21 protein-coding genes are annotated in these 19,894 nt (G+C 60.0%); 14 read left to right on the top strand and 7 right to left on the bottom strand.

From position 1 onward, the window contains the following. Window positions 1-6: 6 nt before the first annotated feature. A complete protein-coding gene (locus tag SM130_RS14915) occupies window positions 7-225 on the bottom strand; it encodes a hypothetical protein (protein ID WP_342369142.1) in 219 nt (72 codons plus the stop codon). On the opposite strand from SM130_RS14915, the gene erdR reads away from it, so the two are divergent. Next, window positions 190-840, top strand: coding sequence for a response regulator transcription factor ErdR (gene erdR / locus SM130_RS14910; protein WP_102825257.1), 651 nt, complete (start codon window positions 190-192; stop codon window positions 838-840). The genes SM130_RS14915 and erdR overlap by 36 nt on opposite strands. Window positions 841-857: 17 nt before the next feature. Here the strand turns inward: erdR and SM130_RS14905 are convergent, their stop codons facing one another. Further along, window positions 858-1,784, bottom strand: coding sequence for a LysR family transcriptional regulator (locus SM130_RS14905; RefSeq protein WP_102825258.1), 927 nt, complete (start codon window positions 1,782-1,784; stop codon window positions 858-860). A gap of 113 nt (window positions 1,785-1,897) precedes the next feature. On the opposite strand from SM130_RS14905, the gene fpr reads away from it, so the two are divergent. Then, window positions 1,898-2,674, top strand: coding sequence for a ferredoxin-NADP reductase (gene fpr, locus SM130_RS14900; protein WP_102825259.1), 777 nt, complete (start codon window positions 1,898-1,900; stop codon window positions 2,672-2,674). A 51-nt stretch (window positions 2,675-2,725) separates the two neighbouring features. Here the strand turns inward: fpr and SM130_RS14895 are convergent, their stop codons facing one another. Both SM130_RS14895 and SM130_RS14890 read right to left on the bottom strand, forming a co-directional pair. Next, window positions 2,726-3,211, bottom strand: coding sequence for a YchJ family protein (locus tag SM130_RS14895; protein ID WP_102825260.1), 486 nt, complete (start codon window positions 3,209-3,211; stop codon window positions 2,726-2,728). Between the two features lies 1 nt (window position 3,212). Continuing rightward, window positions 3,213-3,710 carry a DUF6231 family protein gene (locus SM130_RS14890; protein WP_102825261.1) on the bottom strand — a complete coding sequence of 166 codons (498 nt, stop codon included), beginning with the start codon at window positions 3,708-3,710 and terminating at the stop codon, window positions 3,213-3,215. Between the two features lie 167 nt (window positions 3,711-3,877). Between SM130_RS14890 and SM130_RS14885 the strand changes: the two genes are divergently transcribed. After that, window positions 3,878-4,480 carry an OmpA family protein gene (locus SM130_RS14885; protein ID WP_102825262.1) on the top strand — a complete coding sequence of 201 codons (603 nt, stop codon included), beginning with the start codon at window positions 3,878-3,880 and terminating at the stop codon, window positions 4,478-4,480. A gap of 57 nt (window positions 4,481-4,537) precedes the next feature. On the opposite strand, the gene SM130_RS14880 is transcribed toward SM130_RS14885, so the two are convergent. Further along, the gene (locus SM130_RS14880) at window positions 4,538-5,002 is read right to left on the bottom strand and encodes a CopD family protein (RefSeq protein WP_102825263.1); all 465 of its coding nucleotides are present in this window, start codon (window positions 5,000-5,002) and stop codon (window positions 4,538-4,540) included. A gap of 84 nt (window positions 5,003-5,086) precedes the next feature. Between SM130_RS14880 and dinG the strand changes: the two genes are divergently transcribed. The 4 genes from dinG (at window position 5,087) to pdxH (ending at window position 10,097) form a co-directional block, all read left to right on the top strand. Further along, on the top strand, window positions 5,087-7,231 hold the full coding sequence (dinG, locus tag SM130_RS14875; RefSeq protein WP_102825264.1) for an ATP-dependent DNA helicase DinG: 2,145 nt from the start codon (window positions 5,087-5,089) through the stop codon (window positions 7,229-7,231). Between the two features lie 113 nt (window positions 7,232-7,344). After that, window positions 7,345-8,493, top strand: a complete 1,149-nt coding sequence (locus tag SM130_RS14870; RefSeq protein WP_102825427.1) for a serine hydrolase domain-containing protein — start codon at window positions 7,345-7,347, stop codon at window positions 8,491-8,493. Between the two features lie 136 nt (window positions 8,494-8,629). Next, a complete protein-coding gene (locus SM130_RS14865; RefSeq protein WP_102825265.1) occupies window positions 8,630-9,256 on the top strand; it encodes an OmpA family protein in 627 nt (208 codons plus the stop codon). A gap of 193 nt (window positions 9,257-9,449) precedes the next feature. Beyond that, complete coding sequence (gene pdxH, locus SM130_RS14860) at window positions 9,450-10,097, top strand: pyridoxamine 5'-phosphate oxidase (RefSeq protein ID WP_102825266.1); 648 nt, start codon at window positions 9,450-9,452, stop codon at window positions 10,095-10,097. 243 nt (window positions 10,098-10,340) lie between these two features. Here pdxH and SM130_RS14855 read toward each other — a convergent pair whose 3' ends face one another. Further along, complete coding sequence (locus SM130_RS14855; RefSeq protein WP_102825267.1) at window positions 10,341-10,577, bottom strand: hypothetical protein; 237 nt, start codon at window positions 10,575-10,577, stop codon at window positions 10,341-10,343. Between the two features lie 165 nt (window positions 10,578-10,742). Here SM130_RS14855 and SM130_RS14850 point away from each other — a divergent pair, with 165 nt between their 5' ends. The 7 genes from SM130_RS14850 to SM130_RS14820 all read left to right on the top strand — a co-directional run bounded on the left by SM130_RS14850 (window position 10,743) and on the right by SM130_RS14820 (window position 17,130). Next, window positions 10,743-11,204, top strand: a complete 462-nt coding sequence (locus SM130_RS14850) for a glycine zipper domain-containing protein (protein ID WP_102825268.1) — start codon at window positions 10,743-10,745, stop codon at window positions 11,202-11,204. Between the two features lie 217 nt (window positions 11,205-11,421). After that, window positions 11,422-14,214, top strand: coding sequence for a monovalent cation/H+ antiporter subunit A (locus tag SM130_RS14845; RefSeq protein ID WP_102825269.1), 2,793 nt, complete (start codon window positions 11,422-11,424; stop codon window positions 14,212-14,214). Further along, complete coding sequence (locus tag SM130_RS14840; RefSeq protein ID WP_102825270.1) at window positions 14,214-14,543, top strand: Na+/H+ antiporter subunit C; 330 nt, start codon at window positions 14,214-14,216, stop codon at window positions 14,541-14,543. Before SM130_RS14845 ends, SM130_RS14840 begins: the two co-directional genes overlap by 1 nt. Further along, on the top strand, window positions 14,540-16,039 hold the full coding sequence (locus SM130_RS14835; RefSeq protein WP_102825271.1) for a monovalent cation/H+ antiporter subunit D: 1,500 nt from the start codon (window positions 14,540-14,542) through the stop codon (window positions 16,037-16,039). The genes SM130_RS14840 and SM130_RS14835 overlap by 4 nt, the downstream gene beginning before the upstream one ends. Beyond that, window positions 16,036-16,536 carry a Na+/H+ antiporter subunit E gene (locus tag SM130_RS14830; RefSeq protein WP_102825272.1) on the top strand — a complete coding sequence of 167 codons (501 nt, stop codon included), beginning with the start codon at window positions 16,036-16,038 and terminating at the stop codon, window positions 16,534-16,536. Before SM130_RS14835 ends, SM130_RS14830 begins: the two co-directional genes overlap by 4 nt. Continuing rightward, window positions 16,521-16,790: a K+/H+ antiporter subunit F gene (locus SM130_RS14825; RefSeq protein ID WP_102825273.1), complete on the top strand. Its 270-nt coding sequence runs from the start codon at window positions 16,521-16,523 to the stop codon at window positions 16,788-16,790. The genes SM130_RS14830 and SM130_RS14825 overlap by 16 nt, the downstream gene beginning before the upstream one ends. A 10-nt stretch (window positions 16,791-16,800) precedes the next feature. Beyond that, window positions 16,801-17,130, top strand: a complete 330-nt coding sequence (locus tag SM130_RS14820) for a Na+/H+ antiporter subunit G (protein WP_102825274.1) — start codon at window positions 16,801-16,803, stop codon at window positions 17,128-17,130. Between the two features lie 47 nt (window positions 17,131-17,177). On the opposite strand, the gene SM130_RS14815 is transcribed toward SM130_RS14820, so the two are convergent. After that, a complete protein-coding gene (locus SM130_RS14815; protein ID WP_102825275.1) occupies window positions 17,178-19,880 on the bottom strand; it encodes a [protein-PII] uridylyltransferase in 2,703 nt (900 codons plus the stop codon). Between the last annotated feature and the right edge of the window lie 14 nt (window positions 19,881-19,894).

The following is a 19,894-nucleotide window of genomic DNA, read 5'->3' as shown; positions in this document are numbered from 1 at the left end:
ACTTATTCATGGGTGGGCATGCTTGCGCCGCTTGATTTGTTGTGGCGGGCGACCGATATTCGGTCCGGCCGGCCGAAAATTCCACATCGGACCATCCCCGAAGCGTTTCGTCGGGGTTTCTGCCGTCATCTTGTCGGCATCGGCTGCGCAAGCCGATGAAAAGCGCCAATAAAAATTACAGGTCTGCCAATGGCTGCTTACGAAATAATCATTGCCGATGATCACCCGCTTTTTCGCAGTGCGCTGCAACAGGCACTCACTATGGGTCTTGGGGAAAATGTGCGTCTGGTTGAGGCGGCAAGCATCGCCGAGCTGGAAACCTTTTTGAACCAGGGTGCCGACTGGGACTTGGTCCTGCTGGATTTGAACATGCCGGGGGCCTACGGCTTCTCAGGTCTGGTGCTGCTGAGGGGGCAGTACCCGCACCTCCCGGTGGTGATGATTTCTGCACAAGAGGACGCGGCAGTCGTTGCGCGCTCTCGTGAGTTCGGTGCCAGCGGCTTCATTCCCAAGTCCAGTTCTCTGGAAACCATTCAGGAAGCGGTGCGCGCGGTACTGGACGGTGACGTCTGGTGGCCGAGCAACATTCAGGATGTGGCTAACGTCAGCGACGAGGCCAAGGCTGCCAGTGCCGGGCTTGCCAGCCTGACGCCGCAACAGTTCCGGGTGCTGACGATGGTTTGTGATGGGTTGCTGAACAAGCAGATCGCATACGAACTCAGCGTTTCCGAGGCGACCATCAAGGCCCACGTTACAGCCATCTTTCGCAAGCTCGGTGTGCGCACACGGACTCAAGCAGCCCTATTGCTGCAGCAGATGGGGTCCATTCCTACCAGCTGACACGTCGTGGTTCGGCCTCAGGCGATCGGCGGCAGCTTGATTTCATCGCTGCGGCGAACGCCTGAGGTGAGCGCTCGGCATTGTTCGATGAATTCGAGCATGGCGGCGGTCTGGTATTTGTGCGAATGCCAGATGAAATAGAACTGGCGTCGCAGATCCAGGTCTGGTGTCGCCACCGGGACCAGGCTGCCGCGACGAAACGCGTCGCGCAGTGCCAGCCGGGAAATACAGCCGATCCCCAGCCCAGACTCCACCGCACGTTTGATCGCTTCGGTGTGTTCCAACTCCAATCGCACGTTCAGCTTTCCCGGTCGATGCCGCACGGCCTGTTCGAACGTCATTCGCGTACCTGAACCTTGTTCGCGCAGGATCCAGGCTTCGCTGGCCAGTTCGTCCAGGTCCACCCGCTCGCGTCCGGCCAGAGGATGCTGCGGCGCGCAGAACACGACCAACTCATCCTCGATCCACGGTTGGACCTCCAGGTCCGGATGTTGGCAATCTCCTTCGATCAAACCCAGGTCAAGTTCGTGCTGTGCAATCTGGTGCACGATGTGCGCGGTGTTATGGACATGCAACTTCACCCGGCACTCTGGATGTCGCTGCATGAAGCTGCCGATCAGCAGGGTGGCGAGGTAGTTACCGATCGTCAGCGTGGCACCGACGGCGAGTGATCCGAAGCCGCTCTTGCCGTTCAGAAGATCCTCGATGGCTCGCGCCTGGTCGAGAAGGGCGACAGCCTGTGGCAGCAGCTGCTGTCCAAGGGCGTTCAGGCAAAGGCGTTTGCCGGCACGGTCGAAAAGCTGGCAGCCAGATTGGCGCTCTAGTTCCGCCAGCGACGTGCTGGTAGCCGACTGGGACAGCGACAGGCTTTGTGCCGCCCGTGACACGCTTTCCTGGCGGGCAACGGCGGCAAATACTTCGATTTGGCGGAGCGTGAAATGCATATCTATATAACCGATAACCTATATCTTTATTATCCATTTAACGAATAAGAAAGCTACCGCTAGACTGGCGCAAAGTAACGACGTCCGTCGCGACATCATGAGGAATTCGTAGCATGAGCAATCTGAACGTTGAGCGCGTTCTCAGTGTGCATCATTGGAACGACACGCTGTTCAGCTTCAAGACCACCCGCAATGCTGGCCTGCGCTTCGAGAATGGTCAGTTCGTGATGATCGGTCTGGAGGTCGAGGGCAGGCCGTTGATGCGTGCCTACAGTATCGCCAGCCCTAACTACGAAGAGTATTTGGAATTCTTCAGCATCAAGGTGCAGGAAGGCCCGCTGACCTCTCGGTTGCAGCATCTGCAAGAGGGCGATCAGATCATGGTCAGCCGCAAGCCGACCGGAACCCTGGTGCTTGATGATCTACTGCCCGGAAAGCACCTCTATCTGCTTAGCACCGGTACAGGCCTGGCGCCTTTCATGAGCGTCATTCAGGATCCGGAAACCTACGAGCGATTCGAAAAAGTGGTGCTGGTGCACGGCGTTCGTTACGTCAATGAAGTCGCGTACCGCGAATTCATTACCGAACACCTGCCCCAGAACGAGTTCTTTGGTGACGCGGTAAAGGAGAAGTTGATCTATTACCCGACCGTTACCCGTGAGTCGTTCGAAAATCAGGGGCGTCTCACCGAGCTGATGCGCAGCGGCAAATTGTTCAGTGACATCGGCCTGCCGCGTATCAACCCGCAAGATGACCGCGCAATGATCTGCGGTAGCCCGAGCATGCTGGACGAAACCAGTCAGGTGCTCGACAGCTTCGGTCTGAGCATCTCGCCGCGAATGGGCGACCCGGGGCACTATCTGATTGAGCGCGCGTTCGTCGAAAAATGATGGCTCACCTGCTGCGCTGCTGCACAAAGTAGCGGCGCAGTAAGCGTGACATCAGACGTATGCCGCGCAGCACTTCTTGAACTTCAATCCGCTTGCGCATGGACAGGGATCGTTGCGTCCCGCAGTTAACGGTACCGTCGGATCGATGAAGTACCAGCGCCCCTCACATTGAACGAAAGCTGATCGCTCCTGATGGGCATGCTCACCGCTCTCGTCGTGCCAGCGCGCGGTGAAGGTCACCAGGGCATGCTCGGGCTTGCCGCCAAATACAGCGCTTTCGTTTACCTCCAGTCCGAGCCAGGTGCTGCCCAGGCTCCAGCGACGCACGCCGTCCATATCCAGCGCTGCCTGCTGTGCCGGAAGCGTCGTCGCTTGCAGATAATCGATTAGCCCCAGCACGTACGCGCTGTAGCGTGAGCGCATCAGTAGCTCGGCACTCGGTGCGGGGGCACCGCCGTGATAACGGCCACAGCATTGGGCAAGCGCGTTTCCACTGCCGCAAGGGCAGTTTGGGTCTAAAGGTCGCTGTACGCTCATGTCACCACCAGTACTTGCCGAACATTTCGGGGTTCGCCCAGAACCTGGCATTCAGCCAGTCCGGAACCTGCTTGTATTGGAGCAGGTCGTAGGTGAAGAGCGTCAAGGTCTGTCCGTCGCGCTCGAAACGTTCGCTGACTTGCAGTGCCAGGGCATAGAAATCAGTCGTCTGCCAGTCGCATGCATCTAGATCCACGAGTACCGCCATGCGGGCGGCATTCAGATTGCGGACGCTGCCGAGCAATTCGAGGCCGCTGCGTTTGGGCATATGTTCGAGGCAATCGACGAACAGGGCCAGGTCGTAGCGTTGCGAGGCCTGTGTTTCGGGTAGCGGTGCGGCGTCGGCGCGGTCGAGCCGGCACTCCGGATGACATTCGGCGTAGGCAGTCAACGCAGGTTGATCGCTGTTCCCTACGTGCAGAATTTGGCAGGGGGCGTAGTGATCGAGCATCGCCGCTAGCGCTTGTTGTGGCGTATGCAGCACAGGGTTTTCAGTCAATCGAGAATCCTCGTTCAAAGGTGAAGACTAGCGCGGTGCCGTTTGTCGGCCTAGTCTGAAGGTAACCGGAGCCGCTCGGATTCCCGCAGGTGGTGATTCTGGCTGAATGTTCATACTGGAGGTTTTGATCGATGAGTACATTACGGACAGCAGTACCCGTTATTGTCATGACCACGTTCCTGGCCGGTTGTGCAGGCGTGCAGAAACAGGACTGGCCGACGTGTGCGGCCGTGGGCGGCGTGACCGGTGCTGCGCTAGGGGCCATCGAGAGCAGCTCCTATGCGGGCTGGGGTGCGCTGATTGGTGGCGGTGTCGCAGCGGCTTATTGTTGGGCCAACGGCATGGAAGAAGAAACCGTTGCGATGGTGGAAACGGTTGAGCCGATGCCGCAATCCCAGCCCGAACCAGAGCCTGCGTCCGAGCCGGTACGCGTCGAGCTTGACGTCAAGTTCGACTTTGATCGCGACGTGGTCAAGCAGGACAGTTACGGCGACATCCAGAACCTGGCAGATTTCATGAAGGAATATCGCCAGACCACAACCGTGCTTGAAGGGCATACCGACTCGGTGGGTACCGATGCCTATAACCAGCGCCTTTCCGAGCGCCGCGCCAGTGCAGTGCGTGAAGTACTGGTCAATCAGTACGGCGTCGAGGGTAACCGAGTGAATTCGGTTGGCTACGGCGAGTCGCGTCCGGTCGCCGATAACGCAACCGAAGAAGGTCGCGCCATCAACCGTCGCGTAGAGGCCGAAGTCGAAGCTCGTCCTTGAAGCTCTCGCGATAGCACTATCAGCCGGGCTTCTAGCCCGGCTTTTTTTATTGGCGATTCAGAACATCGGCCGAGCACTGGCAAGCGCGATAACCAGTAGCCCCAGCATAAGGTTGATGCCTACCAGTCGACGGATCTGGCCAAGTGCTGCACCACCATCGGGCCATTGCTCGGCTGCGATCGCACGCTTGAGCGCCGGCAGCTGCAATAGTTGGATACGTAGAAACAGCGCCAGCATCACCAGATATAGGCCAGTCATGATGTGGACGTAGCGCGGCGCGCTTTCTAGCACGCCGAAACGCATGTGCCACATGCCGATCCCGCTCAGCGGCAGCACCAGCACTGCCACCCAGACCCAGACGAAAAAGCGCCGGAATACATCTGCCCACAGCTTCAGTCGTTCTGGTGCCTGCAGCGTCGCCACGGCCGCCGGGCGCAGCACCATCCAGGCGAAGAACATGCCGCCCACCCACACCATCGCGGCGAGTACGTGCAGTGCGTAAAGCGAGGCGAAGGGTGTCATGGGCAAATCTCCGGTGGCGGTTGAGCGAACGCGCTATCATAGCCGCCCGATCGAAATACTGAAAATATATACAGCTCCGCGCCCATGCTCAGCACTGAACTCAAGTCCCAGATCCAGGGCGCCTACACCCGTTTTCTCGAAGCCAAGGGGCTCAAGGCCCGCTATGGCCAGCGTCTGATGATTGCCGAAGTGGCCAAGGTTCTCGGCACCATCAGGACGGACGATGAGGGTCGCCGTGACAGCGAGCCTGCAGTAGTCGCGGTCGAGGCGGGTACCGGTACTGGCAAGACCGTGGCCTACAGCCTGGCGGCGATTCCGACGGCGAAGGCTGCAGGCAAGCGGCTGGTTATCGCCACCGCGACCGTCGCTCTGCAGGAGCAGATCGTATACAAGGATCTGCCCGACCTGATGCGCAACAGTGGACTGAACTTCAGTTTCGCGCTGGCCAAGGGGCGTGGTCGCTACCTTTGTCTCTCGAAACTGGACCTGCTGCTTCAGGAAGGCCAGGCGCAGAGCGCTACCGCCCAGCTGTTCGAGGAAGAGGGCTTTCGTATCGAGGTCGACGAGCGCAGCCAGAAGCTATTCAGCGGCATGATCGAGAAGCTCGCCGGCAATCGCTGGGATGGCGATCGCGATAGCTGGCCCGAGGAGTTGGGCGATTCGGACTGGTCACAGCTGACAACCGATCACAGTCAGTGCACGGGCCGCCACTGCCCTAACTTCCAGCAATGCGCGTTCTACAAAGCGCGGGAAGGCATGACCAAGGTCGACGTGATCGTCACCAACCACGACATGGTCCTGGCCGACCTTGCACTCGGCGGCGGCGCAGTGCTGCCCGATCCGCGTGAGACGATCTACGTCTTCGACGAAGGGCATCACTTACCCGACAAAGCCATCGGTCATTTCGCTCATTTCACCCGGCTGCGCTCGACTGCAGACTGGCTGGGGCAGGTAGAAAAGAATCTGACCAAGCTGCTTGCGCAGCATCCCCTGCCGGGCGAGCTCGGCCGGCTGGTCGAGGGCATTCCGGAGCTCGCTCGAGAATTGCGCACGCAGCAGCAGTTCATGTTTAGCGCGTGCGAGCAGCTGGCGGACTTCAAAGCCGGCGAAGATATGGAAGGCCGCGAGCGGCCGCGACATCGCTTTGTCGGTGGCGTGGTGCCAGAGCACCTGATCGAATTGGGCACCGAGCTGAAGAAAGGCTTCGCCAAGCTGACCGACCTGTTCAGCCGCATCGCCGAGCTGCTCAAGGAGGCGATGGATGGCGAAACCGGCAGCGGAATCGCCAGTCATCAGGCCGAAGAATGGTATCCACTGTTTGGCAGTCTGCTGACACGCTCGCAGGGCAATTGGGAGTTGTGGACCGCGTTCACCGTCGAGGACCCCGAAGACAGCCCGCCGATGGCGCGTTGGCTGACGCTGGCAGATGGCGGTGCATTGTTCGATATCGAGGTCAATGCCAGCCCGATCCTCGCGGCGGAAACGCTGCGCCGCAATCTCTGGAATGTCGCTTTCGGCGCGCTGGTAACTTCGGCGACGCTTACTGCCCTGAACAGTTTCGATCGCTACCGCATGCGGGCCGGTCTGCCAAAGGGCGCCGTCACCGCTGTGGTGCCGAGTCCCTTTCACCATGCCGATGCCGGCGTGCTCCGGGTGCCGGATCTCAAGGCAGATCCGCGCGATGCCGCAGCGCACACGGCAGCGATCATCCGCGAATTGCCAGCGCTGGTCGAGGGCGCTCGGGGTACGTTGGTGCTGTTCTCCTCACGCAAGCAGATGCAGGATGTCTTCGACGGCCTGGAGCGTGAATGGCGCCGTCGGGTTCTGATCCAGGGCAACCTGTCCAAACAGGAAACCCTGAACAAGCACAAGGCTCGGGTGGACGATGGTGAGTCCAGCGTGCTGTTCGGGCTTGCCAGCTTCGCCGAAGGCGTCGACCTGCCGGGAGCGTATTGCGAGCATGTGGTGATCGCCAAGATTCCGTTCGCTGTGCCGGATGACCCGGTCGAGGCGGCGCTGGCGGAGTGGATCGAAGCGCGGGGGGGCAACCCATTCATGGAGATCGCCGTGCCGGATGCTTCTCTGCGGCTGGTGCAGGCCTGTGGGCGTCTGTTACGGACCGAGGCGGACCGCGGAACCATCACGCTGCTCGACCGGCGGGTGGTGACTCAGCGCTACGGCAAGGCGATCCTCAATGCGCTGCCGCCGTTTCGTCGCGAAATCGGTTGATCAGGCTGCGATAACCGGTCGCGATGCACGCCCATCACCGCGCCGTCTAGCGGTTCCTTTGCCCGGCGGCGGTTGTAAGAATGCAGAGTGGTGAAACTCAAGAGGGTGGCAACGTGCAGGTTCAAGGCTATTTCGATCTTCGCTTCGAGGCGGTTCGTGGCGCGTTCAGCGCACTGTTCGACGGCACTCAGCAGCGTGGCGCAGCGCTCTGCGTTCAGATCGGCGGAGAAACCGTCGTCGACCTCTGGGCAGGCGTTGCCGACAATCAGGGTGAGCAGGTCTGGCAAAGCGATACGCTGGTAAACCTGTTTTCCTGCACCAAGACGTTTACTGCGGTAGCAGCGTTGCAGCTGGTCGAGGAGGGCAGGCTGGAACTGGACGAGCCTGTCGCGCGCGTCTGGCCGGAGTTCGCTGCCAATGGCAAGGCATGCATCACCCTGCGCCAGCTGCTCTGTCATCGGGCGGGGTTGCCAGCGATTCGTAGACCGTTGGCCGCAGAAGCGCTGTACGACTGGGACATCATGACCGCTGCGCTGGCGGCCGAAGAACCGTGGTGGAAGCCTGGCACCGATCAGGGCTACGCAGCGATGACCTATGGCTGGCTGGTGGGTGAACTGCTGCGCCGCGTTGATGGCTGCGGTCCTGGCGAGTCAATCGTTCGGCGCACGGCTGCGCCACTCGGCCTGGATTTTCACGTTGGTCTGGATGATGCCGACGCCCATCGCGTCGCTTATCTCACTCGCACCAAGAACGACTTTGGCGATGCTTCCGCGCAGCGGTTGTTCAAGACGCTGATGAGTGAACCGGAGTCGATCAGTACCAGAGCATTCAATAACCCGCCTTCGATCATGAGTAGTGGCAATAAGCCCGAGTGGCGTCGCATGGCACAGCCGGCCGCCAATGGACACGGCAATGCCCGTTCCTTGGCAGGCTTCTACACCGGCCTGCTGCAGGGTAAGTTGCTCGACAATGCACTGCTGCGCGAAATGACCCGAGAGCACAGCGCCGGAGAGGATCGCACGTTGCTGGCTCGCACACGTTTTGGTTTGGGTTGCTGGCTGGATCAGCCCAGCGTGGCCAATGCAACATTCGGCATGGGCGCGCAGGTGTTCGGCCATCCTGGGGCGGGGGGCAGCATAGGCTTTGCCGACCCGGATCGGCAGCTGGCGTTCGGTTTCGTGACCAACACGCTCGGGCCCTATGTACTGATGGACCCGCGTGCCCAAGCCTTGGCACGTTGCGTTGCCGAGTGTGTGCGATGAACCACTCGTCACTTCTGGTCAGACAGGCTTTTCAAAAGAAGGACTTGCGTCCACAATTTCAACTCGACCTCACTAGTGGCTTCGCCTCGACAGGTCGCTCCTTCCAAGAACGCTTGTGGTTGACGGAACCTTGCTCATGAATCTGCTGAAAAGCGCCTCCCTAATTTTCTGCATGATCGTCGTGGCTGGCTGTAGCTCGAAGAGCGAGAAGCCCAGCGAAGCTGCGGCTCCGGTTGCCGCCAAGGTGGATTATGCCTGGCTCGACGAGTACGAGCCGAAGCTGCGTGATGCCCTGATTGGCACTCGTTTCGAGGTGGAGCGGCGCGATAGCGTGCTGGTGGTAACGGCGCCGGTGGATTCTTCGTTCAACCCAGACCGTCCTGGCATGTTGCTGCCGGTCACGCTCGGGCCGATCACTCGCGTGGCGAAACTGGTAGAGAAGGACGACAAGACTGCCGTAGTGGTGCTCGGCCATGCCGACAGTTCCGGCGCCGACGATATCAATCGCACCATCAGTCGCGATCGCGCCGGCGCAGTAGCGGCCATCTTCCGCCTGAGTGGTCTCAAGCATGACCGCCTGCGTATTCGTGGTTTGGGTTCGGACATGCCGCGTGCCGCAAACGACAGCAAGGAAGGTCGCGCGCTGAATCGTCGTGTCGAGATGGTCCTGGCCCCGCAAACGACAATGCTGGCGCTGATTGCTCAATACGAGCAGCCGGCCCAGCCAGCGACGCAGGTTGCCCAGGCCGAAGTCGCAAAATAAGCCAGCTGAGAGCTGACATCTACAGGCCCGCATGCGGGCCTGTTTTCGTTGGGCAGGTTGCGTTGAATCAAGCGCTTCGTGCGTGAGCGCAGATACTCTTCGCATCCGCAGGCCGTTCCAGCGCGCTGCTCGTCGCCCGGTTGCGAGCCGCCTGGTACGCTGAAGCCTGCTTATTCATACGAGGAGCCACGCGATGATCCAGACCCTGGCCGATATGCGCCGCGATTACACCCGTGACGGCCTCAGCGAAGCCAATGCGCCAGCCGAACCGTTCGGCCTGTTCCGTCAGTGGTTCAGCGAGGCGATGGAGACAGAGCAGGCGCCTGTGGAACCCAATGCAATGTCGCTGGCAACGGTCGATGCAGACGGTCGTCCACATTGCCGGATCCTTCTGCTCAAAGCTCTTGATGACCGCGGCTTCACCTTTTTCACGAACTATGACAGTGCCAAGGGTGAGCAGCTGAATGCTGCGCCTTATGCTGCGATGACGTTCTTCTGGCCGACACTGGAGCGCCAGGTCCGCATCGAAGGGCGCGTCGAGAAGGTCACGGAGGAAGAGTCGGACGCCTACTTCCAGGTTCGGCCATTGGGTAGTCGGCTTGGCGCCTGGGCATCGCCGCAGAGCCAGGCGATTCGTGATCGCGCTGAACTGGAACGTCTGCTGGCGGAAACTGAGCAGCGCTTTCTCGACAAGGCGCCACACTGTCCGCCGCACTGGGGCGGCTATCGCCTCCTGCCAGAGCGTATGGAATTTTGGCAGGGCCGTGCGAGCCGCCTGCATGATCGGCTGGACTATCGCCTGATTGCCAATAGCTGGCAGCGCGAGCGTTTGGCGCCCTGAAGCCTGCTCGCGCCGGCGTATGCGAAGCGCGTTTCAAGGGCAGTGATTTTTCAAGCGAAATCGCTAAGAGGATCGGTGCGGTAGCTCCTGCCGATGGTCTCGTAGCGTGATCTGCCATTTGCAATGGCAGATCGTAATCTGCTGTAACCATCGGCGAGCTGCTGGTCCGGATGATCCCTTCGCCTCGCGGTCCCATGGTGAGCTTATGCTGATAAGCGCTGGAGCTTGGCCGTGTTGCTGGGGTCAAGCGGCCGGGTAGCGTTGAGCCTGCTGTTCAAGCCAGTTCTGCAAATCCCCTCGTTTGATTTTGTGGGCTTTGGCTTCGGCGAGCTGTTGAAGCATCCAGCTGCGTTTTTCCGGGTCGCTACCTGCAATGGATAAAGCAAGGTCTCGGTCGGCCCATCGGCGGAAGCGAATGATCAGCCAACCGTGAAAAGCCAGGCCGGCCACGGTGGTGATGGCTATGATGAAGTAATCCATGGGTTGTCTCTTTGGAAAGGAACCCGGCACGCCAGGTTCGACTCGCATGTGTATGCTTCGAAGATGGCAAATGCTGGGGCAGGACGCTGAAGTTGCCAAGCGCTTTTTCGTCGCTGCCGCCCAACGCCACCCCGGAACGAATCAGCTGTCTGCAGGAGAATCACAATGCGTAATTCCATTTTTGTCGCTTCTTTCACTGCCTTGGCGTTAACCATGGGCGGCTGCGCCTCCAGCCTTACCGGAGACACCTATTCTCGAGACGAGGCGCGCGCCGTTCAGACCGTGCGCTACGGCACTATTGAGTCGCTGCGCCCGGTCAAGATCGAAGGAACCAAAACGCCAATCGGATCCGGCGCGGGTGCCGTCGTCGGTGGGGTTGCCGGCAGTGGCGTTGGCGGCGGTCGCGGCAGCGCAGTCGCAGCAGTCATCGGTGCGGTTGCTGGCGGAATGCTGGGCGCCGCTGCGGAGGAGGGAATTACCCGTACACAGGGCGTAGAAATTACCGTGCGTGAAGATGATGGCAGCATGCGCGCCTACGTACAGGCGGTTGAACCCAACCAGGTCTTCCGCGTCGGTCAGCGGGTTCGCATCATGACCGTCAGTGGTACCAGCCGCGTGGCGCCGTGACCGCTTCGGCTACGGCCGAGAATTGAAGTCAGGCGCTGCCTAACGTTCCAGAAACGGGACGGAGGCAGCGCCTTTTTGTTTTTCGAAATACATGAATCCATGACGTCGGCATCATCCGTATGGATAATCGGGCGCACATTTATGTGCTGTTTCAGGCAGTTGCTGTGCCTGCAGGGAAAGGAATGCCTCCATACCGGCGGCTTAAGGGGTCTCGTTCATGGCGCTTGCGCTGATTATCGCTTTGCCATTTTTGGGCATCTTTTTGCCTCTGTTTCTCGAGCGCTTTGGTCGCTCTGCTTGCGCCTTCGGTGCTGGTCTGGCTCCGCTGGCGGCGTTGATTCTTCTGCTGAGCAAACGGGCTGAAGTGTTTGCCGGTCATACCGAGATCATTCATTACGACTGGCTGCCGCAGCTTGGCCTGAACTTAAGCCTGCGCCTGGATGGCTTGGGCTTCCTGTTTGCCTTGCTGATCCTCGGTATTGGTTTGCTGGTAATTCTTTACGCGCGCTACTACCTGTCGAAGAAGGACCCTATGGGGCGCTTCTACGGGTTCTTCCTGCTGTTCATGGGTTCGATGCTCGGAGTGGTGCTGTCCGAGAACCTGCTGCTGATGCTGATGTTCTGGGAACTGACGAGCCTGTCTTCGTTCCTGCTGATTGGCTATTGGAACTACCGAGCGGATGCCCGTCAGGGTGCGCGCATGGCTCTGGCGGTGACGGGCGGCGGCGGGCTGGCATTGCTCGCAGGGATTCTGCTGATCGGGTATATCGTCGGCAGCCTTGAACTGACCACGGTGCTGGCGTCGGGTGATCTGATCCGCGCCAATGCTCTGTACCCTGTGGCGCTGATTCTCGTACTGCTTGGCGTATTCACCAAGTCGGCTCAGTTTCCATTCCATTTCTGGTTGCCGCAGGCCATGGCCGCGCCGACGCCGGTTTCCGCCTTCCTGCATTCGGCGACCATGGTCAAGGCTGGTGTATTCCTTCTCGCTCGGCTTTATCCAGCACTGGCTGAATCGGAGTGGTGGTTCTATCTGGTCAGCGTTACCGGTCTGGCAACGTTGCTGCTGGGTGCCGTGATGGCTCTGTTTCAGCACGACCTCAAAGGACTGCTGGCCTATTCCACAATCAGCCATTTGGGACTTATCACGCTACTGTTTGGTTTGGATTCTCGTCTGGCGGCCGTTGCGGCGATATTTCACATCATCAATCACGCGACGTTCAAGGCCTCGTTGTTCATGGCGGCGGGGATCATTGATCACGAAACTGGAACCCGCGACATGCGGCGTATCAATGGCATGTGGAAGTACATGCCTCACACCGCGGCGCTCGCCATGGTGGCATCGCTGGCCATGGCCGGGGTGCCGCTGCTCAATGGCTTCCTGAGCAAGGAGATGTTTTTCGCCGAGACACTCGATCAGCATCTGCTCGGAAGCTTCTACTGGACCATTCCGGCGGCCGCAACCCTTGCCGGTGCGTTTTCCGTAGCCTATTCGCTGCGCTTCGTGCATGACGTGTTCTTCAATGGCGAGCCGGTCGATCTGCCGAAATACCCACCGCACGAGCCGGCACGCTACATGAAGATTCCGGTGGAAATCCTTGTGCTGCTTTGTCTGCTGGTAGGCATGCTGCCGGCGTTCACGGTGGGGCCGCTACTGGCCGCTGCCGTGTCGGGTACGCTGAATGGCAACGTGCCCGAATACAGCCTGTCGATCTGGCACGGTTTCAATCTGCCACTAGCGATGAGCTTCGTCGCGTTGATTGGCGGCATCCTCATTTACTCGCTGCGCAAGTGGGCGTTCCGCTGGTACGAAGGATTACCTTCAGTCGATTCGCTGGAAGTATTCGAGCGAGTGATGGGAGGGCTGACGCTTGGTGCTCGTTACATCACCGGCCTGTTGGAGAACGGCTCGCTGCAGCGTTATATCGCGCTGATGCTTATCAGTACGCTGGTGCTGGTGGTGTATGCCTTGACGCCTCTGGAAACCCTGCACGGGCCGGTGGCGCTCACGCCGCTGGACGGTATCACTGTGATGGGCATGGTAATTCTCGGGCTCACCTCGCTGCTGACCGTGCTGTTCCATCGCCAGCGACTGGTTGCACTGATCGTGCTAAGCGTCGTCGGGTTGATGGTCGCGCTGGCATTTGCCCGTTATTCGGCACCGGATCTCGCGCTGACGCAGCTGTCGGTAGAGGTCGTAACCATCATCCTGCTGATTCTCGCGCTGTTCTTCATGCCTGACCGCACACCGGCGGAGTCGAGCAGCTTGCGTGCTTTCCGTGACTTCATACTTGCTGGCGGTTGCGGCACGATGGTGGCTTTGCTGGCCTATACCGTGCTGACGCGCGAGTACGACAGCATTGCTTCGTTCTTTCTCGAAAACAGTGTCTCCGGCGGCGGCGGCACCAACGTCGTGAACGTCATCCTTGTGGACTTCCGCGGCTTCGATACGTTGGGTGAGATCGCGGTTCTGGCGGTAGCAGGTGTTGGGATTTACAGCCTGCTCTATGGCCTGCGCTTGCCGCATCCGATTCGAGATGCGGGCGGGCGGCTATGGTCGCTGGACAAGCATCCAATGGTGCTCGATGCGCTGGCGCGTGCGTTGCTTCCTATGGCTTTGCTGATCTCGGCGTTCATCTTCCTGCGTGGCCATAACTTGCCAGGTGGCGGTTTCATCGCCGGCCTTATCACGGCCGTCGCGTTGATTCTGCAGTACATCGCTCATGGTGTGGCCTGGGCACAGGCGCGGCAGCCGCTCAGCTACCACGCGATGTGCGGGGCGGGGCTGCTCATTGCTGGCGCAACCGGGCTGGGTAGTTTGCTGTTCGGTCAATCGTTCCTGACATCGGCATTCGATCATTTCCATCTGCCGCTCATTGGCGAGTTCGAGCTGGCCACTGCAATGCTGTTCGATCTAGGGGTTTATCTGGTGGTTGTTGGAGCGACATTGTTGATCCTTTCCAATATCGGCCAAGTCAGGCAGGACGATTCCAACATGGAGGTGCTGTGATGGAGGCTGTGTTCGCGATTACGCTTGGAATCATGACCGCAAGCGGCGTCTATCTGCTGTTGCGCGCTCGGATCTTTCCGGTGGTGATGGGGCTGACGCTGATTTCCTACGCGGTCAATCTGTTCATCTTTTCCATGGGACGCCTGGCGACCGGCGTTCCGAGCGTCATAGGCAAGAGCGCCGAACACGGCGATCCGCTGCCTCAGGCGCTGGTTCTTACCGCAATCGTCATCGGCTTTGCCATGACGGCGTTCGTCGTGGTCCTGGCGCTGCGCAGCATTGGTGAGCTGCGCACCGACCATGTCGATGGGCAGGAGCCGGGCAAATGAACCATGCGTTAATCCTTCCGTTGTTGGTGCCCTTGATCGTGGGCGCGCTATTGCTGCTCTCTCACCGGATGGGCAAACCGGCCAAGCGAATGCTTTCACTGGCAGCGACCTGGGCGCTGGTCCCGATTGCACTTTGGCTAGTGCTTCTTTCCGATGATGGCCAACTGCGCAGTTATGCGTTGGGAAGCTGGCAGCCGCCATTCGGCATCATCCTCATGCTCGACCGTCTCAGCGCGCTCATGTTGCTCGTGACGGCCGTTCTGGCAGGCTTCGCTGTGCTGTATGCCAGTCGTGGTGACGATGAGCGTGGGCCCAACTTCCACGCGCTCTATCAGTTTCAGCTGCTCGGTATAAACGGCGCATTCCTCACAGGCGACCTGTTCAATCTGTTCGTCTTCTTCGAGATTCTGCTGATCTCCTCGTATGCCTTGTTGTTGCATGGCCATGGCCAAAAGCGAGTGCGTGCGGGCATGCACTATGTGGTGTTGAACCTGCTTGGCTCCTCGCTATTTCTGATCGGGGTCAGCATGCTTTACGGGCTGCTGGGCACGTTGAACATGGCCGATATGGCGGGGCGCGTGAGCGTGGCCGATCCAGCTGACGCTCCGTTGCTTGCGGCCGCCGGCTACCTGTTGCTGGTGGTCTTCGCGCTCAAGGGTGCCATCCTGCCACTGTACTTCTGGCTGCCACGTGCCTACGCGTCGGCAACTGCCCCGGTCGCCGCGCTGTTCGCGATCATGACCAAGGTCGGGCTGTATGCGATCGTTCGAGTATTTACCCTGGTGTTCGGTAGCGAAGCGGGTGAGCTGAGCAATATGGTCGAAGTCTGGCTCTGGCCACTGGCTCTGCTGACTCTTGGCGCGGCGGTGCTCGGTGCGCTGGCCGCACGCAACCTACAGGTGCTGCTCGCGTATCTGGTAGTTGTATCGGTGGGTACGCTGCTGGCCGGTATCGCGCTGGGTACCGATGCGGGTCTCGCCGCTGCGCTGTACTACCTGGTGCACAGTACGTTGGTCGCGGGTGGGCTGTTCCTGCTTGCAGATCTGATCGCTCGTCAGCGCGGCGATCTGGGTACTGATCTGATCTCGGCTCCAGCCTTGCGCCAGCCGTTGCTGCTTGGCTCGCTGTTCTTCATGGGAGCGATTTCTGTTGCCGGATTGCCGCCTTTTTCCGGTTTTCTCGGCAAGGTGATGCTGTTGCGTGCCATTGAGCTGGGTCCGGATGCCATCGCGCTGTGGGCTGTCGTGCTGGTTGGCGGGCTGGGTATGCTGATCGCCTTGAGTCGCGCCGGTAGCCTGGTGTTCTGGCGTCATGCGTCGGAGGCGGTAGGACCCACTGCCGATCCAATCCGCGTGGTCGCGACAGTGGGGCTTCTGCTGGGTAGTGTGGTTCTGGTGGCTGCGGCCGGTCCGTTACAGGCATTCATGCAAGCTACCGCAGCGCAGCTGCTCGATGTCGCACCCTATCTGCAGATCATTCAGGGAGGTGCAGCATGAAGGCCCGCTGGTTACCGAGTCCTGCGCTGACCCTCTTGCTGGCGCTGCTCTGGCTGCTGCTCCATAACACGTTGAGCTTTGGGCATGTTCTGCTCGGGCTGTTCCTTGGTTGGGGTATTCCGCTTCTTGTTCGCGGTTTCCTCATCGAGGTGCCCACGATACGCAAGCCGCTGAAGCTGTGCCTGTTCACGCTCAAGGTTCTCTACGACATCGTGATTGCCAATGTGCAGGTAGCCAAGCTGGTGCTGGGGCCGAAGAAGAACCTGCGTCCGGCATTCATCGAGGTGCCGATGGCGATCGAGAACGAGTTTGCCCTGGCAACGCTCACCAGCATCATTTCGCTGACGCCGGGTACGGTATCGGCTTGCCTGAGCCCCGACCGTCGGTTGCTGATGGTGCATGCGCTGGACGTGCCGGATGTCGATGCGCTGATCGCTGACGTCAAACGCAACTATGAAGCGCCGCTGCTGGAGATCTTCGAATGCTCGCCTACGTAATTCCGCTCTGCATGGCCGTGCTGGGAGTGGCGGCTGTGCTGAACGTCATCCGCCTGGTCCAGGGCCCGGACATGCCCGACCGTGTGCTCGCGCTCGATACGCTATACATCAACGCCCTTGCACTCATCGTGCTGTTCGGTATCTGGCTCGCCTCGGATCTGTTCTTCGAGGCGGCACTGCTGATCGCCGTGATGGGGTTCGTCAGTACTGTGGCGGTCGGCAAGCATCTGCTGCATGGCGACATCATTGATTGAGGGGAGCGGTATGCCATTCTGGATTGAAGTGCTAGTAAGCGTGTTCCTGATCATCGGTAGCCTTTTCGCGCTGATCGGTGCGATTGGCTTGTATCGCCTGCCGGATTTCTATACGCGTCTGCATGGCCCGACCAAGGCGACGACGCTCGGGGTCGGAGGCATCGTCATTGCATCGATGATTTTCTTCAGCAACCAGAGCGACAGCTTGAGCCTGCACGAGCTGCTTATCACGCTGTTTCTCTTCCTCACTGCGCCAGTCAGTGCGCATATCTTGGCCAAGGCTGCGATGCAGCAGAAGCTGCCGGCCGTCGAGCAGACGCGCGGCAAACCCTGGGATTGAGGCGGTCACCTACCTGCGGGCGTGCAGGTAGGGCCGGGGTGGGGCGCTCAGATCAGAATGCTGCTCGGGGAGGGCTGCTGTTCATTCTCCTGCTGCAGTTCCTTGATTAGCGCCTGCTGCAGGCGCAGGCATAGCTGCGGATCGGACAGCGGCTGATTATCGGCATCGGTGATGAAGAACACGTCCTCCACGCGTTCGCCCAAGGTCGCGATCTTGGCGTTCTGTACCGATAGATCGAAATCGAGAAACAGCTGGCCCACTCGAGCCAGCAGGCCTGGCCGGTCCGGCGCGATGATCTCCAGAATGGTTTGCGGCCGCTGCGTGTCGTTATGGATGGTGACCTGCGGCGGGAACGCGAAATGCTTGAGCTGCCGAGGAACGCGGCGCTGGATGATGGTCAGGTAATCGTCCGGATTGCGTAGCGCAGCGATCAGGCCTCTACGAATTTCCTCGATACGTTCCGGATTGTTGCCGATGGGGCTGCCGTCGGCATCCAGCACGACGTAGGTGTCGAGGGTGAACTGGCTGCTGGACGTTAGAATGCGGGCGTCATGGATATTCAGGTTGAGCTGGTCCATGGCTGCCACGGTCACGGCGAAGAAGTCATGCTGGTCCTGCGCGTAGATGAATATCTGCGTGCCGCCTTCGAATTCGCGCTGAGTGGTTTCCTTGATCAGTACCAGCGGCCCGCCGTTGGCAGGGTGCTCGATGATCGCGTCAGTGTGCCAGGCGACGTCGATGGCTGTATGACGGAGGAAGTAGTCGTCACCGAGTTGCGCCCAGAGCTGCTCGGCGTCATCCGGGTCGGTGCCTTGACGCACCAGGTCATCTAGCGCAGCGCGCTGGGTCTGGCGGATCTGCTCCTCACGCCCCAGCGGGTTCTCCAGGCCACGCTTGAGCGCCCGTTTGGTTTCGGTGTAGAGCTGGCGCAGCAGGCTTGCACGCCAGGAATTCCAGAGGGTCGGGTTGGTGGCGTTGATGTCGGCCACGGTCAGGACGTAAAGATAGTCCAGGTGCGTCTCGTCGCCGACCAGTTGGGCGAAATCGTTGATCACCTGTGGGTCGGATAGATCCTTGCGCTGCGCAGTGGTGGACATGACCAGATGGTTTTCCACCAGCCAGACCACCAGCCGCGTGTCCCATGCCGGCAGCTTGTGGCGGCTGCAGAACTGCTCGGCATCCACAGCGCCGAGTTCCGAATGGTCGCCGCCACGACCCTTGGCGATGTCGTGGTAGAGCCCGGCAATATAGATAAGCTCTGGCTTGGGCAGCCTCTCGACCAGCTTGCTGGCCAGCGGATACTTCTCGGCGACGCCGGGCTTGGTCAGCTTGCGCAAGTACTTGATGACATTGAGCGTATGCGCATCGACGGTATAGATGTGGAACAGGTCGTGCTGCATCTGCCCGACGATGTGTCCGAATTCCGGCAGGTAGCGGCCGAGAATGCCGTAGCGGTTCATACGCCTGAGATTGCGGTGGATACCTTCCTTGCACTTGAACAGTTCGATGAACAGGCTGGTGTTGCGCAGGTCCTGGCGGAAGACATCATCGATCAGGTAGCGGTGATCGCGGAGCAGACGAATGGTGTCGGAGCGCACACCCTGGATATCCGGGTGTTGGGCCAGCAGCACGAAGGTTTCCAGAATGGCGAACGGCGTTCGTTTGAAGATGGCTAGGTTGCTGACTTCAAGGTAGCCGTCGCGAACCTGGAAGCGGCTGTTGAGCGGCACGATCGGGCCTGATTCGCCTTCCCAGAGAATCACTTCGGCGAAGTGCTGGCCGACCAGGTCGCTGAGTTCGGCGATGCTCATGACGACCCGATAGTACTTCTGCATGAAGCGCTCGATGGCCAGCTTGGCATCGTTGTTCTCGTAACCCAGCAGCGCGGCGAGGCTGCGCTGGTGGTCGAACAGCAGGCGATCTTCAGCGCGACCGGCAAGCATGTGCAGGCCGTAACGGACCTTCCAGATGAATTCCTGAGCTGCCGTGAGCAGGCTGTGTTCGCCTTCGGTAAGAAAGCCTTGATCAACCATGGCTTGCAGGTTGAGGGTGCCGAATTCCCGACGGGCAATCCAGAGGATGGTCTGGATATCGCGCAGACCTCCGGGGGAGCCCTTTACGTTGGGCTCCAGGTTGTATTCGGTGTTGTTGTACTTCGCATGGCGCGCGCGCTGCTCGTTGCGCTTGGCGAGGAAGAACTCCTTGCTCGGCCACATTTGCTCGGTACTGGTGACCTGCAGCATCGCCTGGCGCAGGCGCTCGGGGCCTGCGATCGTCCGGCTTTCCATGAGGTTGGTGATAACCGTGAGGTCGGCTCGAGCCTCCTCAGCGCATTCGGCAACCGAGCGCACGGCCTGACCAACTTCCAGACCGATGTCCCAAAGCAGGGTGAGGAAACCTTCGATCGCGTCGCGAAAGATCTCTTGGTCGTTATCGTCGAGCAGGATCAGCAGGTCGATGTCGGAGTAGGGGTGCAATTCGCCCCGGCCATAGCCGCCTACCGCGACGAGGGCGATATCGGCGCCCTTGTTCCAGTCGAAGCGGTCCCAGGCCGAGCGCAGAATCTGATCGACGAACCAGGCTCTGTCCTGAATCAGGCGGCGGATATCCCGGCCCGACTTGAAGCGCTCGTCTAGCACCTGTCGCGCCTGGCGTATGGCCTTCTTGTACGCGGCGATGGGGCTGGCCTTCAGCGCCAGCTCCGCCTGAAACTGGCTGCGGTCAAACAGCTCCGGATCGACCTGGGGCATGCGAACGTCCTCCC

The organism is Stutzerimonas stutzeri (assembly GCF_038561965.1).
GTDB lineage: Bacteria > Pseudomonadota > Gammaproteobacteria > Pseudomonadales > Pseudomonadaceae > Stutzerimonas > Stutzerimonas stutzeri_AA.
This window is presented reverse-complemented; position numbering and strand designations above follow the sequence as displayed.

What these genes read in the sequence shown, in the direction of transcription:
- erdR (WP_102825257.1), top strand. Translation starts at nt 190, where the DNA reads ATGGCTGCTTACGAAATAATCATTGCCGATGATCACCCGCTTTTTCGC.
- SM130_RS14905 (WP_102825258.1), bottom strand. Translation starts at nt 1,784, where the DNA reads ATGCATTTCACGCTCCGCCAAATCGAAGTATTTGCCGCCGTTGCCCGC.
- fpr (WP_102825259.1), top strand. Translation starts at nt 1,898, where the DNA reads ATGAGCAATCTGAACGTTGAGCGCGTTCTCAGTGTGCATCATTGGAAC.
- SM130_RS14895 (WP_102825260.1), bottom strand. Translation starts at nt 3,211, where the DNA reads ATGAGCGTACAGCGACCTTTAGACCCAAACTGCCCTTGCGGCAGTGGA.
- SM130_RS14885 (WP_102825262.1), top strand. Translation starts at nt 3,878, where the DNA reads ATGACCACGTTCCTGGCCGGTTGTGCAGGCGTGCAGAAACAGGACTGG.
- SM130_RS14880 (WP_102825263.1), bottom strand. Translation starts at nt 5,002, where the DNA reads ATGACACCCTTCGCCTCGCTTTACGCACTGCACGTACTCGCCGCGATG.
- dinG (WP_102825264.1), top strand. Translation starts at nt 5,087, where the DNA reads ATGCTCAGCACTGAACTCAAGTCCCAGATCCAGGGCGCCTACACCCGT.
- SM130_RS14865 (WP_102825265.1), top strand. Translation starts at nt 8,630, where the DNA reads ATGAATCTGCTGAAAAGCGCCTCCCTAATTTTCTGCATGATCGTCGTG.
- pdxH (WP_102825266.1), top strand. Translation starts at nt 9,450, where the DNA reads ATGATCCAGACCCTGGCCGATATGCGCCGCGATTACACCCGTGACGGC.
- SM130_RS14855 (WP_102825267.1), bottom strand. Translation starts at nt 10,577, where the DNA reads ATGGATTACTTCATCATAGCCATCACCACCGTGGCCGGCCTGGCTTTT.
- SM130_RS14850 (WP_102825268.1), top strand. Translation starts at nt 10,743, where the DNA reads ATGCGTAATTCCATTTTTGTCGCTTCTTTCACTGCCTTGGCGTTAACC.
- SM130_RS14845 (WP_102825269.1), top strand. Translation starts at nt 11,422, where the DNA reads ATGGCGCTTGCGCTGATTATCGCTTTGCCATTTTTGGGCATCTTTTTG.
- SM130_RS14840 (WP_102825270.1), top strand. Translation starts at nt 14,214, where the DNA reads ATGGAGGCTGTGTTCGCGATTACGCTTGGAATCATGACCGCAAGCGGC.
- SM130_RS14835 (WP_102825271.1), top strand. Translation starts at nt 14,540, where the DNA reads ATGAACCATGCGTTAATCCTTCCGTTGTTGGTGCCCTTGATCGTGGGC.
- SM130_RS14830 (WP_102825272.1), top strand. Translation starts at nt 16,036, where the DNA reads ATGAAGGCCCGCTGGTTACCGAGTCCTGCGCTGACCCTCTTGCTGGCG.
- SM130_RS14825 (WP_102825273.1), top strand. Translation starts at nt 16,521, where the DNA reads ATGCTCGCCTACGTAATTCCGCTCTGCATGGCCGTGCTGGGAGTGGCG.
- SM130_RS14820 (WP_102825274.1), top strand. Translation starts at nt 16,801, where the DNA reads ATGCCATTCTGGATTGAAGTGCTAGTAAGCGTGTTCCTGATCATCGGT.
- SM130_RS14815 (WP_102825275.1), bottom strand. Translation starts at nt 19,880, where the DNA reads ATGCCCCAGGTCGATCCGGAGCTGTTTGACCGCAGCCAGTTTCAGGCG.